Source organism: Peribacillus sp. NPDC101480, from assembly GCF_050277335.1.
Taxonomy (GTDB): Bacteria; Bacillota; Bacilli; order Bacillales; family DSM-1321; genus Peribacillus.
On record NZ_JBNNSB010000001.1, the window covers coordinates 1,122,986 to 1,138,095 of the forward strand.

14 protein-coding genes are annotated in these 15,110 nt (G+C 40.8%); all 14 read left to right on the forward strand.

Features of this window, described 5'->3' with window-relative positions; translation table 11 throughout:
• Positions 1-25: 25 nt before the first annotated feature.
• The 14 genes from ACQKMF_RS05635 (at position 26) to ACQKMF_RS05700 (ending at position 15,047) form a co-directional block, all read left to right on the forward strand.
• Positions 26-442, forward strand: coding sequence for a hypothetical protein (locus ACQKMF_RS05635; protein ID WP_402938241.1), 417 nt, complete (start codon positions 26-28; stop codon positions 440-442).
• Positions 443-464: 22 nt separating this feature from the next.
• Positions 465-953, forward strand: coding sequence for a YpuI family protein (locus ACQKMF_RS05640; RefSeq protein ID WP_101222461.1), 489 nt, complete (start codon positions 465-467; stop codon positions 951-953).
• A 121-nt stretch (positions 954-1,074) separates the two neighbouring features.
• Entirely contained in the window at positions 1,075-1,950 is an 876-nt protein-coding gene (locus ACQKMF_RS05645) for a superoxide dismutase (RefSeq protein WP_230176969.1), read from the forward strand.
• 837 nt (positions 1,951-2,787) lie between these two features.
• Entirely contained in the window at positions 2,788-3,351 is a 564-nt protein-coding gene (gene ahpC, locus ACQKMF_RS05650) for an alkyl hydroperoxide reductase subunit C (RefSeq protein WP_057217417.1), read from the forward strand.
• Between the two features lie 178 nt (positions 3,352-3,529).
• Positions 3,530-5,176, forward strand: coding sequence for an FAD-dependent oxidoreductase (locus ACQKMF_RS05655; protein WP_402938236.1), 1,647 nt, complete (start codon positions 3,530-3,532; stop codon positions 5,174-5,176).
• Positions 5,177-5,334: 158 nt separating this feature from the next.
• Positions 5,335-6,495: a D-alanyl-D-alanine carboxypeptidase family protein gene (locus ACQKMF_RS05660; protein WP_402938233.1), complete on the forward strand. Its 1,161-nt coding sequence runs from the start codon at positions 5,335-5,337 to the stop codon at positions 6,493-6,495.
• The gene (locus ACQKMF_RS05665; protein WP_101222457.1) at positions 6,488-7,081 is read left to right on the forward strand and encodes a nucleoside recognition domain-containing protein; all 594 of its coding nucleotides are present in this window, start codon (positions 6,488-6,490) and stop codon (positions 7,079-7,081) included. The genes ACQKMF_RS05660 and ACQKMF_RS05665 overlap by 8 nt, the downstream gene beginning before the upstream one ends.
• A 13-nt stretch (positions 7,082-7,094) precedes the next feature.
• Positions 7,095-7,622 (forward strand): spore maturation protein, encoded by a 528-nt coding sequence (locus ACQKMF_RS05670; RefSeq protein WP_397315852.1) that lies wholly within the window; start codon positions 7,095-7,097, stop codon positions 7,620-7,622.
• A gap of 303 nt (positions 7,623-7,925) precedes the next feature.
• A complete protein-coding gene (gene rluB / locus ACQKMF_RS05675) occupies positions 7,926-8,666 on the forward strand; it encodes a 23S rRNA pseudouridine(2605) synthase RluB (RefSeq protein ID WP_034308106.1) in 741 nt (246 codons plus the stop codon).
• 208 nt (positions 8,667-8,874) lie between these two features.
• Entirely contained in the window at positions 8,875-9,405 is a 531-nt protein-coding gene (resA, locus tag ACQKMF_RS05680; RefSeq protein ID WP_144478468.1) for a thiol-disulfide oxidoreductase ResA, read from the forward strand.
• A gap of 18 nt (positions 9,406-9,423) precedes the next feature.
• Positions 9,424-11,073, forward strand: a complete 1,650-nt coding sequence (gene resB / locus ACQKMF_RS05685) for a cytochrome c biogenesis protein ResB (RefSeq protein ID WP_101222454.1) — start codon at positions 9,424-9,426, stop codon at positions 11,071-11,073.
• On the forward strand, positions 11,066-12,244 hold the full coding sequence (ccsB, locus tag ACQKMF_RS05690; protein WP_101222453.1) for a c-type cytochrome biogenesis protein CcsB: 1,179 nt from the start codon (positions 11,066-11,068) through the stop codon (positions 12,242-12,244). The genes resB and ccsB overlap by 8 nt, the downstream gene beginning before the upstream one ends.
• 296 nt (positions 12,245-12,540) lie before the next feature.
• Positions 12,541-13,257 (forward strand): response regulator transcription factor, encoded by a 717-nt coding sequence (locus tag ACQKMF_RS05695; RefSeq protein WP_427572101.1) that lies wholly within the window; start codon positions 12,541-12,543, stop codon positions 13,255-13,257.
• The gene (locus ACQKMF_RS05700) at positions 13,254-15,047 is read left to right on the forward strand and encodes an ATP-binding protein (RefSeq protein WP_402940096.1); all 1,794 of its coding nucleotides are present in this window, start codon (positions 13,254-13,256) and stop codon (positions 15,045-15,047) included. The genes ACQKMF_RS05695 and ACQKMF_RS05700 overlap by 4 nt, the downstream gene beginning before the upstream one ends.
• Positions 15,048-15,110: the final 63 nt, after the last annotated feature.

The window sequence follows — 15,110 nt, forward strand, 5'->3', positions numbered from 1 at the left end:
AAAAATGAATGCGGGGGGATTGCGGGTGCAAATTGTAGCATGCAATGGATTTGGGCTTGAAAAGTCAAAGTCAAATTCACCTGAGGATTTTTTTAATCGATCCGTTATACAATACATAAAGGATGGAGAAGAAAAGACGCTGAATGTACTGTATCTTCGCTATTTTGATGAGATGGTCACTCGTTGGACCCCATATCCCGCCAATCCCATATTCAAAAGCCCTAACAGGGATATTTATATGGCTGATATCATTGCCATTGTCTGTTTACTCAAGGACCCGAGCCTGGTTAACCGAAAACGTATATATATAAATGCAGAAAAAGAGCTGGCTGGTTATTTCGAAAATATGGATTTTGAAAAATTGGAGAAAGTGTTTATATCTATTGACCAAGCTAAACCATATGATATAGAATCACATGTTGACTATTATATTCAATCTTAATCATTTTGAGGAGGGTTCACGGTTGGGGAATACATTGGTAAAATCTCAGCTTGAGGATGTAAAAGGCTTTTTAGAAACGACAGTAGCTCAGCTAGAGGAATTTATAAATGAGACGACCTATTCTAAGCTGCAAGAAGAAAAAAGCGGGGATGAAACCTATTATAAAGGGATCCTTTCTAGTTTAAGAAGAATGCTTGTAAGTTGTGAAGAGGGCTTGGAGGCTTGCCAAATCGTTCTGAAAAATGATGTTTTCAATAAAGCTGCAGCTGAAAAGACGCTTTATAGAATTTATCATCAATGTATCGAAGAATACTTTTCCCCAAAATCAGATCGGTGGTTTGAGGACAGCAGATCTGCCTATACAGGGAAAAACTCGATTAAATTTCACCAAAGTGTACCTGACAGCATAATAACCATTCTGAAGGCAGTGGAAAGTGGATTCCAGACCATGCGTGAAGAATTGGAGTTTTATGAAACGGATTACCGGACGAAAATGTTACAGTCAAGATAATGAAACAGCTAGGCTTAATAGGCCTAGCTGTTTTTTTTATCTATAAATGGAATCTCCGCTTATTCGAAACATAAAATACTTTGATGATTTATGTGCATAAAGGCTAAGAGGAGGTTGCAAGATGTCTGATGTAAGAGATTATGCTAAAGAGGTAAGTGATTGGGTTGATGGAGTGATGGAATATCTTGAGAAGATCGATATCACCGATTCGCCATTGCTGTCAAATATTGAACGGCTTTCCGAGATGACAAAAGATATGGATGCAGAAGAAATGGATTATGAGGATATGGTCCTGATTGAAGAAGAGATGGCTCGGGTTTACGAGGAAATTGAAGAGCTTGCTAGGGAATTCAATATACAGGAAAGGCAATCGGTGCCGATTGGGAAGCATACGCTACCGCCGTTACCTTATGCCTATGATGCGTTGGAGCCGACGATTTCGAGGGAAATCATGTATCTGCACCATGATAAGCATCATCAAGCATATGTCGATGGTCTGAATAAAGCGGAATTGATGATGAAAAAAGCGAGGGAAACAAAAGATTTTTCCTTGTTGAAACATTGGGAAAAGGAAGCAGCCTTTCATGGGTCAGGCCATTATCTCCATACGTTGTTCTGGGAAGAGATGATCCCGGGAGGAGGCGGACAGCCAAGGGGGGATTTACTTAACCAGATTGAGAAGGATTTTGGAAGCTTTGCCGCTTTTAAAAGTCATTTTAGTGAAGCTGCCAAACAAGTGGAAGGTGTTGGCTGGGCGATTTTAGTCTGGGTTCCGCGTGCGCGGCGGCTAGAAATACTTCAATCGGAATTGCATATGGTTTTGACTCAGTGGGATACAATCCCGATCCTTGTTCTTGATGTATGGGAACATGCTTATTACCTGCAATATAAAAATAATCGGGCAGCCTATGTGGACAAATGGTGGGACATTGTAAACTGGCCGAAAACAGCCGTAAGGTTCACCGAAGCGAAAAAGCTTATTTGGAAAATGCAATAACAGATAAAATATAGTAAAGTTTTTGGAGAACCAAATACAAATACAGAGCCGTAAAGGTTCGTTCCGGACTGTAGACAAACTCGATGAAAACTCAGTTTGCCTGCAGTTTTTTATTTGAAAAGTTCCGCCGATTGTCTGCCAAGCAAAATCAAAGCAAGCGCCTTTGGTGTCTCTGCTAGCCAGTTTTTCGGCAGTAGTGTCGTAAATTTCTCAATTCAATGAAGATGACAGTAAAAACCATAAAGACCGGAGAGCTTTTTTCGACCCGCAGCACTGTCGTGGGACGTTAACGCAGTTTATCGACCTAAACTACACTTTATTCGACCTACCTCGCACAGTATTCGACCGTCGAGGCACTATATTCGACCGTTCACAAATTTTTTTCGACCTTCACCTTACTATTTGGAATCCGAACAACATTTTGCCACCAAACTGAAACGAGCCGTAAAGGTTCGTGTTTTTTTGCCTGAAATTTTGTATCAAGAATTTTTTAGGGAAATTATGGCAAGGATATAAAGGAGAACCTGCTAATTTAATTTTAAAGCGACTTATGATTCTCATTTGGATATTATAATTAGATTGAAAGGGAGATGATATCATCTCACGAAATAATGAGTACATGTCTTATTTAAATCCTTGAAATAACATTGGAAATGTGTTATTACTGCATATCTGAAGTACTATGGGTTTTTAAAAATATTTAATTTATATCAATATAAAAACTGTGACCAATTTGTGAACTTAAAAATTATTAAGGTATATTTATTGACTAGTTTCTATTTAATAATTATTATAAATAGGAGCAGATAAAAAAATTAGCTATTGGAGGAATTTATTATGTCATTAATCAATAAACAAGTTGAAGATTTTAAAGTACAAGCTTACCATGCAGGAGAGTTCAAAGAAGTTACACTTGAAGATGTTAAAGGAAAATGGGCAGTATTCTTTTTCTACCCAGCTGACTTCTCTTTCGTATGTCCAACTGAATTAGCTGATCTTCAAGATAACTATGAAACATTCAAGGAAATCGGTTGTGAAGTTTACTCAGTTTCAACAGATACTCATTTCAGCCACAAAGGATGGGCTGATGCTACTGATACAATCGGTAAAATCCAATATCCAATGCTAGCTGACCCGGCAAACGTTTTATCCCGTCAATTCGGTGTATTGATTGAAGAAGATGGCTTGGCTCTACGTGGAACTTTCATCGTAAATCCAGAAGGACAAATTAAAGCATACGAAGTCAATGATTTAGGAATTGGCCGTAATGCAGAAGAACTTGTAAGAAAAGTTCAAGCTGCACAATTCGTAGCGGAACATGGAGATAAAGTTTGCCCTGCAAAATGGACTCCAGGTGAAGCTACACTTGAACCAAGCCTAGACCTTGTAGGTAAACTTTAATTTTTAATGGGGGGGTCCGTTTCTAAAGGTAATGGACATACCCAGCATTGATTACGATTACTGGACAATTCGTCCGACATGATCTAATGACAAAAGGCACTTACCTAAAATAAGTGCCTTTTGTTTTTCAAAATAATCATTTTAGCACGTTATAATCATTCAGCAAGGAGCACAAAAGATGAAAAAAATATATGATTTATTAATTATTGGTGGCGGTCCTGCAGGCCTCTCAGCAGGTGTTTATGCAGGAAGAGCCAAGCTAAAAACAATAATCCTAGAAAAAGGAACTGGCGGCGGACAAGCTGCAACTACGTCGGAAATAGCCAATTATCCTGGTATCCGTCATATATCGGGCCCTAGGTTAGTTGAAGAAATGAAGCTTCAAAATGAAGATTTTGGCGTTGAGTTCGCCAAAGCCGATGTAACGGGCGTGGATTTCTCCGGTGAGGTGAAAGTCGTAAAAACCCTTGGAGGGGACTACCATGCACGCGCAGTCATCATTGCAACGGGTGCTTCTCCAAGAACACTAGGATTTCCAGGTGAAGAGGAATTTACCGGCCGCGGTGTAGCTTATTGTTCAACATGTGATGGTGAATTCTTTGAAGGGTTGGAAGTTTTCGTTATCGGGGCAGGATATGCAGCTGCTGAAGAAGCTATTTTCCTGACACGCTTTGCAACAAAAGTTACAATCATCGCCCGGGAATCAAGCTTCTCGTGTGCCCCGTCCATTGTTGATAAAGTAATGGAAAATGATAAGATTGAAGTGAAATTCAATACGGAAATCCTTGGGGTATATGGAGACGGGATGATTCAAAGTGCCCGTTTCATCAATAATGCGACTAAAGAAGAGTTTGAATATAAGGCGAAGGAAGAAGACAGTACGTTTGGCGTATTCGTTTTCATAGGTTACGAGCCGAAAACAGAGATTTTCAATGGCCATATCGAAATGGATGATGCTGGTTACATTTTAACCGATGATGATATGAAGACTAGTGTGAGGGGTGTTTATGCAGCGGGCGACCTAAGACCCAAATCCTTGCGCCAGATTATCACAGCTGTATCTGATGGAGCGATTGCAGCAACGGATGCCGGTAAATATATTGCAGAAGAAAAAGATCGCCTGGGAATCAAAGATGAACCTGAAGTTGAGAAACCGGCGAAAAAAGAACAGGCCGCTGTCCCAGCAGGCAAGAGCGCTTTATTGAGTGATGCGTTACGTGGCCAATTAAAGGGAATCTTCGGCAAGATGGAGAGCGACGTTACATTAGTGTCCATCGTCGATGAAAGTTTGCCAAAATCAGTCGAATTGCGAGACTTCTTGTTGGATGTTGCGGAATTAGGGGATAAGCTCCATCTTGAGTTATACAACAAAGGGGAAAATACGGAAATTGAAGAAAAAATCAATGCAGATAAGTTCCCTGTCGTTTCCCTCTTAAATTCGAATGGTGAATACAGTGGCGTCAAATATCACGGTGTACCAGGCGGCCATGAGTTGAATTCCTTCATTCTGGCTATCTATAACCTGGCCGGACCTGGTCAAGCATTGGATTCAGCCGTATTGAATTCAATCAAGGGTATCAGTAAAAAAGCGAACATTAAGGTTATGGTTTCATTGGCATGTCACTACTGTCCTGACGTTGTAGTGGGCGCACAGCGCATAGCGATTGAAAACCCTAACGTTGAAGCTGAAATGGTCGATATAAGCAATTTCCAGGAAATCAAGAAGAAATATAAAGTCATGAGCGTGCCGGCCATGATCATCAATGATGAAGAAGTGGTATTCGGAGCTAAGAAAATTGATGAAATCGCTGCATTATTAGTATGATAGAACACTAAATCGATAGGGGTCCCCTATCGATTTTTTTTATGGGAAATCACTGAGAAAATCAGTGGATGACATGAAGGATTACATTCTTTTAATCATAACCCTTGTCCCTTTGCATAAACTTGTACAAAAACAAGTAAAGAGACGAGGGGGCACTCATGCGTTTTCCATATAAAGGGTTATCAAGTTTGTGTATCGTCATTCTCCTGTTGTCTTTTATGGCTCCTGTACAAAGCGCGAAAGCAAATGTATCCGTAAGTGCCCATAGTGCGATTTTAATGGATGAGGATAGCGGAAGGGTCATTTATGAAGTGAATGCCCATGAAAAGAACCGTATTGCAAGCATTACGAAAATAATGACGGCTATCTTGGCTATTGAATCGGGACAAATGGATGAAAAAGTGAAGATAAGCAGCAATGCCTTCGGGACGGAGGGCTCTTCCCTTTATTTAAAAGAAGGAGAAAAAATTAAGCTCGAAGATTTGGTTTATGGCTTGATGCTTCGTTCAGGTAATGATGCAGCAGTCGCGATCAGCGAAAAGGTTGGCGGAAGCCTGGATGGATTCGTCTGGATGATGAATCAAAAAGCTGAAGAAATCGGAATGAAAAATACCCATTTTTCAAATCCACATGGTTTGGATAATACGAAGAACCATTATTCAACCGCATATGATATGGCCATACTCACTCGTTATGCCATGCAAAATAAAACGTATGTAAAGATTGCCGGCACAAAGGAACACAGGGCACCTAATTCCACAGAACAATGGGATTATGTATGGAAGAACAAAAACCGTTTGCTTACACAACTATATGAGTATTGCACAGGTGGGAAAACAGGTTATACCAAACTAGCAAAACGTACCTTGGTCACGACGGCAACAAAAAACGAACATGACCTGATTGCTGTGACATTGAATGGCCCGGATGATTGGAATGATCATATTCAAATGTACGAATCCGCCTTTAAGGATTATAAGCCGACAGAAATTTTACCCGAAGGCATGGTAAAAAATATGGAAAATGAAATATATAAAGGGCATGTCTACATTAAAAATGATTTTTCGTACCCACTGACAAAAGAAGAGAGAGAAATGGTCAATGTGAAAATGAAATTGCTGAAGCCCCAGAAGGCTTGGAAAGATAAAAGGAAAATCCCGGAAGTGGTTGGCAGAGCATCCATCTATCTCGATGGAAAGAAAATAGGCACTCGTTCGATTTTTTATGGGGTAGCAAAAGAAAGCTTCAAGCAACAATCATTCCAATCTTCATGGGCTGAGGTATTTGAAGCGGTATTGGGAATCGGACGAAATGGTTAATTACATTTGGTTCGGGATGTTTGTGATCGGTATTGTCTTTGGCATGGTTAATGGGACGATGGAACAGGTGAATGAAGCTCTTTTTGTCAGCGCAAAGGAAGCGGTCACGCTTTGTCTGGGATTGATGAGCATACTAGTTTTTTGGCTGGGCCTGATGAAAATAGCGGAGGAGTCGGGGCTGTTAGATAAACTATCCAACTTGTTCAAGCCATTCATGAGATGGCTGTTCCCGGAAGTTCCTCCTAATCATCCCGCTATGGGGTATATACTTTCCAATATGATGGCGAACACATTCGGATTGGGGAATGCAGCTACGCCTCTTGGTATAAAAGCCATGGAACAGCTAAAGAAACTAAATGGAGGAAAAGCAACGGTCAGCCGCTCGATGGTCACTTTTTTAGCAATCAATACCTCAAGCGTAACGTTGATTCCAACTACTGTCATTGCGATCCGCATGAATTACGATGCCCACTCCCCGACGGACATCGTTTTTCCGACCATAATAGCAACGGCCATTTCTGCCGTTGGAGGAATCGCGATAGATCGATATTTTTATTACAGGAGAAAGAGGAACGGGAGGGAATAGGATGTTGCACTGGATGACCACCATTTCGATTTGGATGATACCGATTTTGATACTCTGCATATTACTCTACGGCACATTGAAAAGAGTTCCCACCTATGAGACCTTCGTTGAGGGGGGGAAAGAAGGAATCAGCATGTCTTTTTCCCTCATCCCTTTCCTGGTAGGGATGCTTGTGGCGATTTCAGTATTTAGAGCATCAGGGGCGTTGGATTTCATTGTACAATCACTGCAGCCCTTGCTTTCCTTTCTTCATTTTCCGTCTGAGGTTTTACCCCTTGCGATTATTAGACCAATATCCGGAACCGCCGCTTTAGGAATCACCAGCGACCTGATATCGGTTTATGGACCGGATTCCTTTATTGGGCGCTTGGCTGCCACGATTCAGGGAAGTACAGATACCACCTTCTATGTATTGACCGTTTATTTTGGAGCCGTCGGAATCAAAAAAATGGGTGATGCCCTTAAGGTCGGCCTTTTGGCAGACTTGATCGGAATCATAGCTGCCGTTATTGTCGTCACACTGGTTTTCGGTATGAATTAAAGGTAGGGAAATGGGCGATTCCATTTCTTTTTTTTTTGTCTTTTTTCTTAAAATTAGTCCTCAATTAATAGGGTTCATTCAAAATTTCATCAAAAGAAACATTTTTTTGTATGGAAAAATAAGCTATGTTACACTCATTATGGAAACCAACCCATTTAACCGTCCCATTATTGGTGTAATAATAAAAGAAAAGCTCTTAATAGCGAAAAACCTTTTGTTTTTGCCTCTCAATATGTAATAATTGTATGATTGTGTATGTATAGACAATAACAAACGAATGATTATACTATGGGGTGAAGATAGATGGAACGATTACAAAAGGTGATAGCACATGCTGGACTGGCTTCCCGCCGTAAAGCAGAAGAGTTGATTTTAGAAGGTAAGGTAAAAGTGAACGGCAAAGTAGTGAAGGAATTAGGTGTGAAGGTAGGGCCTAATGATAAGGTCGAGGTTAATGAAGTCCCGCTTGAAAAAGAAGCCCCGGTTTATTTCCTATTCTATAAACCGCGCGGCGTCATTTCGGCAGTTTCTGATGATAAGAACAGAAAAGTCGTAACGGACTTTTTCCCTTATATCAATGAACGGATTTATCCAGTTGGCCGATTGGATTACGATACTTCGGGCTTATTGATTTTAACGAATGACGGAGAATTTGCAAACACGTTAATGCATCCGAAGCATGAAGTGGATAAAGTGTATGTGGCAAAAGTGAAAGGAATGCCTTTGCGTGAAAGCTTGAAAAAGCTGGATAAAGGTATCAAGTTGGAGGATGGCAAGACTGCTCCAGCCAAGACAAGGGTATTGTCTACCGACAAGAAAAAGGAAACGGCCATCGTTGAAATCACAATACATGAAGGCAGGAACAGGCAAGTCCGCCGGATGTTCGAAGCAATTGGCCATCCCGTCATTAAATTGAAGAGGGAACAATATGGTTTCTTGACATTGGACGGTTTAACAGCAGGAGATTCCCGGGAGCTGACTCCACATGAAGTTAAATTAATGCGGACATTAGCAACGACCGAACCTAAACAGCGGAGAATGTAGACAAGATTTTTTCCTGTATTGATAGGTTGAAACCACTACCCCATTCTTCTCCTGGAAGAATGGGTGGTGGAAAACAACCTGTAAATACCTTTTCCTTCATGAATCGGGAAAGAATGTCACAAAACCTTCAGAAATGTAAATAAAAAGGACATGGCGTTAAATGGTATAATGGTATGGTTAAATTTAGTGTGGCCTTAGGAGGATCTCTATGGATAAGAAGAAGCGACGCCTAATTAGTAGAACCATCATTCTCCTGCTTTTAGGTGCAGCTTTAGTGTTTGCCCTTTATACGAACTTCACTAAAGATAAGAATGAAAGCCTGAGAAAAGGATCCGATGCACCCAATTTCGTCTTGACTGATATGGAAGGCAAAGAGCATAAACTTTCCGATTACAAGGGAAAAGGCGTCTTCCTGAACTTTTGGGGTACATATTGCAAGCCGTGTGAATATGAAATGCCTTATATGGAAAATCAATATAAAAACTTTAAAGACCAGGGCGTTGAGATATTGGCGGTTAATGTCGGGGAATCTGACTATGCTGTCAATAATTTCATTACAAAGCATGATCTTACCTTTCCTGTCATGATCGATAAAGGTAGGGAAGTGGAAAATGCTTATCGCGTGGATATATTGCCTGTCACCTTTTTGGTTGATAAAGAGGGGAAAGTGATAGATATCATCACTGGAGCTTTGACAGAAGAGAGCATCCAAAAGCATATGGAGAGAATTAAACCATAATATTGGGGAGTTTTTGACATGAAAGAAGTAAAATGCGATTGTGGTCATGTAAATCCGTTTGGCACAAAGATTTGTGGGAAATGCGGTATGGTGCTTGATAACGAAAAAGAGAACAAGCTTATTGATATGAGATATGAAGGAAGTGCCAGGCGTTCACAAACATATAAAAAAACGATCATCGATAAAATATGGAACTTCTTTTCTTCCGTTAAGGTCGGGGTGACGCTCATTGTCATTGCCTTGATCGCTTCGGCTATCGGGACGATTCTACCCCAGGAAATGTACATCCCTTCAACAGCAACACCTGCAGAGCATTATGAACTGGAATACGGCTGGTTCGGAATGGTGTATTATGAACTCGGGTTTCATAACTTGTATAGCTCATGGTGGTATTTGATTATCATAGGCATGCTGGGCATATCACTATTGATTGCCAGTATCGACCGGTTCTTTCCGTTATATCGATCGTTAAAAAAACAAGGGGTCACACGTCATGACGGGTTCATGAAACGTCAGCGGATTTATGGGGTGACAAAGCTTGAAGACCAAGATATAAACCTTGAAGGAGTAAAGGATAGACTAAAAAGGCAGCGTTATCATATACGAGAGGAAAACGGTCATATACTTGCCGAAAAGGGTCGTTTTTCACGTTGGGGACCCTATGTAAATCATATTGGACTTATCATTTTCTTAATTGGAGCATTATTGCGTTCCGTCCCTGGGATGTATATCGACAAAGTACTTTGGCTGCGTGAAGGCGAGAGAAAAGAAATCCCGGGTACAAATGGTGAATACTACCTCCAGAATAATGAATTTACCTTAGAGGTGTATGACAAAGAGAATGAAGAAGATGAGCAGTACAGTGCTGCAATTGATAAAACCGGTACGATCGCAAAAACCTATCAATCCGATGTTACGCTCTATGAGCGCAAGGGAGAAACCTTACCAGGGGAAAAAGTGGACCTTGATAAGCTTAAAGATTACAAAATCAAAGTCAATGAACCTCTGAAACATGATCATTATGCTCTCTACCAAGTAGACTATAAATTGGATGAGCTCAGTACGATGGCTTTTAATTTGATAAATAAAAAAACCGAAGAGAAATATGGCAGCTTAAAGGTTGATTTGAATAATCCTCAAAAGAAATACGAGTTGAAAGAAGGATATTCCGTTGACTTGATCAGTTACTTCCCAGATTTCGAGTTCGATGAAAAAGGCGAGCCTAGAACGATATCGAAGATTCCGAATAATCCAGCATTTATCTTTAAAATGCATACTCCGGATAAGCCAGAGGGTGAAGTCAGTTTCGTGGCGATTAAGGAGACTGTGGAGCCCTTAGGGGAAAACACTTATAAAATGGCTTTTAATGGTGTGGAAACCCAAGATGTCACGGCTTTGACCGTCAGGAAGGATTTAACGCTTTGGATCCTATTCACTGGTGGGATCATCTTCATGATCGGCGTTGTCCAAGGGTCTTATTGGAATCACCGGCGTATATGGATTAAGAGGAAAGATGATGAGATACTTTTGGCCGGCCATACAAACAAAAACTGGCATGGCATTAAAAGAGATATAAAACAAGCGATAGAATCAACATCACTTTCCGAACCAATGGATCAACTTGAAGAGGAGAAATCTTCTAGTAAGGGGGAAGTTTTAAATGGCTGAATTAAGCAGTAACCTTTTATATGCCGCTTTCATTTTATATCTGATCGCTACCTTTTTATTTGGGGGATCGATCAAGGATAAACGCGGGGCGGAGGAAAAGAAACAAAACAAATGGGCTAAGCTGGGCATTTTCATTACCATTATCGGATTTGCAGCGCAAATTGGGTATTTCATCACAAGATGGATTGCTGCAGGCCATGCCCCGGTAAGTAACCTGTTTGAATTTACGACCTTTTTCGGAATGATGCTGGTCGGTGCTTTCATATTAATTTATTTTCTTTATAAAACACCTGCCCTTGGGCTATTCGCTTTACCGATCGCATTATTGATAATCGCTTATGCAAGTATGTTCCCAACAGAAATTTCGCCACTCATTCCTGCTTTGCAGAGCGATTGGCTTCATATTCATGTTACGACTGCTGCGGCAGGACAGTCAATCCTTGCCATAAGTTTCGTTACTGCCATCATTTATTTAATCAAATTCGTCGATCAGACACAATCAAGCAAAAGAACGTTCTGGCTTGAAGCCATCATGTTTACATTAGTCTGCACCCTCGGTTTCGTCATCATCACTTCTTCTTTTGCTGCCATGGATTATAAGGCAAATTTTGATTGGGTCGATAAACATGGTGCCGAGGTCAAACAGGAATTCAACCTGCCGGCATTGGTAGGTCCCCATGAAGGGAAACTTATCGAGACGGATCGGTTTGAACCTCTGGTGGACATGCCTGCACTGATCAATGCCAAGAAACTGAATACTGTAATTTGGTCAATCGGTGCGGGACTCGTCCTGTATGGTTTAATAAGGTTGATCGCTCGCAAAAGAGTGGCGGCATTGATTAAACCGATCGTTAAAAATGTGAATTTGAATTTATTGGACGAGATTAGTTATCGTTCGGTCCTTATCGGTTTTCCGATCTTTACACTCGGTGCCCTCATTTTTGCAATGATCTGGGCTCAAGTGGCCTGGACACGATTCTGGGGCTGGGATCCGAAAGAAGTCTGGGCACTGGTTACTTGGTTGTTTTATGCGGCTTTCTTGCATCTCCGCATGTCAAAGGGGTGGCAAGGGGAAAAATCAGCTTGGCTTGCCGTAATCGGTTTTGCCATCATAATGTTTAACTTGATATTCGTAAATCTTGTTATTGCTGGTTTGCATTCATATGCTTGATTCTGTATTGTAATATTTAGATGAAGGGGGTCTTTTGATAGAAACGTCGAGGAGTAGGCTTATCGATTTTTCTGGAAAATGCCCCCTTTTTTGTCGCTCCCTTTAATAAAACAATATTTCGTTGAAAATGCATTTAAGAATTCTAAGTGGGCGGTCAAAGTCTTTTTTTGTGACAAAATGGTGAAAGGTTCATGGAAGCCATGCGAAATACGCTCTTTATCGTACTTTGTGAGGAAAAAGTATTAGTCATGGAAGTTTTCATTTTGTAGAATATATGATAGGAGGCTGATTACATAATGTATAACGCTATTAAAATTCTCGTGGTGGATGATGAGGAAAGAATCCGCCGGCTGTTAAAGATGTATTTGGAAAGAGAAGAATACATGATCGATGAAGCTGAAAATGGAGAAGTGGCTTTAACAAAAGCCCTTGAAAATGATTATGATTTAATTTTATTGGATATTATGATGCCTGGTAAAGATGGAATCGAAGTTTGCCGTGAATTAAGGGAAAAGAAAACGACACCGATTATCATGCTGACTGCTAAAGGTGAAGAAGTGAACCGCGTTCAAGGGTTCGAAGTGGGTACCGATGATTATATCGTAAAGCCTTTCAGTCCGCGTGAAGTGGTGTTAAGGGTTAAGGCTTTATTACGTCGATCATCAAGCACAAGTTACATGCAGACGGAAACGACGGCGAAAGATGTGATCGTCTTCCCACATCTAACCATTGATAATGATGCCCACCGTGTACTTGCAGATAACAAAGAGGTTTCATTAACACCAAAAGAATATGAATTATTATATTTCTTGGCGAAATCCCCAGATAAGGTTTTCGATCGGGAGCAATTGTTAAAAGAAGTGTGGCACTATGAATTCTTTGGAGATCTTCGAACTGTAGACACGCATGTTAAACGCTTACGTGAAAAATTAAACCGCATATCCGAAAACGCAGCCAAGATGATTGTCACCGTTTGGGGTGTAGGTTACAAGTTCGAAGTCGTTAATGACTGATGCTATGGGGCAGTGTTGTAGGGAAGCTATGGGCAACGATCCTATTGCTCGTGTCGTTTGTATTAATCGTGTTAACTGTACTGCTGGTCGAATTCTTTGAGAATTTCCAAATTGAAAATATTGAAAATGATTTAACCAAAACCGCTGAACAAATCATAAAGGTTACCAATGAACATCAGGGATCCAGCAATGAGGTTTTACAAATAGCTTCGGAACTAATAGGCAACGAAGCGAAAATGATCATTCTAAATGATGACAAAATGATATTCTCGTCCATCGGAGGAGATAAGGAGTTCGAAATCACACCGGAACTCATAAAAAATGATTCCGAATTACTCAAGGTTTTTACGGAAAGAAAGACTGTGAAAAAGGAAATGTCGCTTTCCGATGATGCGGGTAACGAGGAATTGTCAGCAATCGTAGTAGGCATTCCACTTGAATTGAATGGAGAACAGGATGAGGTATTTCTATTTCAATCGTTGGAGTCCATGGAAGAAACCACAAAATCCACTACACAGTTCATTTTATTGGCAGCAGGCATCGCCATTATTTTGACAACGATTTTTGCTTTCTTTTTATCCACAAGAATCAATGCCCCATTGGTGAAGATGAGGGAAGCCGCTCTAGCGATTGCCCGGGGGAAATTTGATACAAAGGTTCCAATTCTGACTCAAGATGAAATCGGTGAGCTGGCCATAGCGTTTAATCAGATGAGGAAGCAGCTGAAATTCAATATGAATGCACTTAGTCAGGAAAAGGAACATCTCTCAAGCATTCTTAGCAGTATGGCAGATGGGGTCATTACCTTCAATAAAGATGGCACAATTCTTGAAACGAATCCGCCTGCGGAAAGGTTCCTGCAATCCTGGTACTTTGAAAAGGGCTATAACCGGGAAGATAATGTGAATGTCCCGTTGGTTTTAATGAATCTTTTTGATGAATCAGAATCCTTCGATAAGGAGAAGGTCGGTGAAATTACCTTGCAGGGCCGAGATTGGGGATTGATTGTCAGTCCCCTATACACAAATGCCGACAATATTCGGGGAGCGGTGGCCATCATACGGGATATGAGTGATGAAAGACGTATGGACAAACTTAGGACTGATTTCATAGCTAATGTCTCGCATGAGTTAAGAACGCCGATTTCAATGTTGCAGGGATATAGTGAAGCGATCGTAGATGACATTGCGAGCAGTGAAGAGGAAAAGGTGGAAATGGCCCGCATCATCTATGATGAGTCTTTGAGAATGGGACGGTTGGTCAATGATCTGCTCGATCTTGCTAAATTGGAATCGGGTAAAATGAACCTTAGCTATGAATGTGTACCTATTTCTCCTTATTTAAAGAGGATTACAAGTAAGTTTTCCGGGCTAGCTAAAGAAAAAGGGATTACAATTTCAGCCAGTCTTGAAGATGATCAAATTCAATGGCATTTCGATCCGGACCGTATTGAACAGGTTTTGACCAATTTAATTGATAATGCGATTCGTCATACTCCTCCAGGAGGTAACATTGATGTCATTCAGAGGACAAGTGATCGAAGGGGTCTTATCATTGATGTGAAGGACTCTGGATCTGGAATTCCCGAAGAAGATTTACCTTTTGTATTCGAGAGGTTTTATAAAGCGGATAAAGCAAGGACCCGCGGGCGTTCGGGCACCGGATTGGGTTTGGCAATCGTAAAAAATATAATCAATGCCCATGATGGCTTCATATCGGTAAACAGTTTACCTAATAAAGGGACAACGTTCAGTTTTATCCTGCCTCGAATTTTGGAGAATGCTGAATGAATGACGGGTGGCTTGCCAAAAAATCTTGTTTCATAAGGAACTGAGAAGACAAAGGCAATTGGA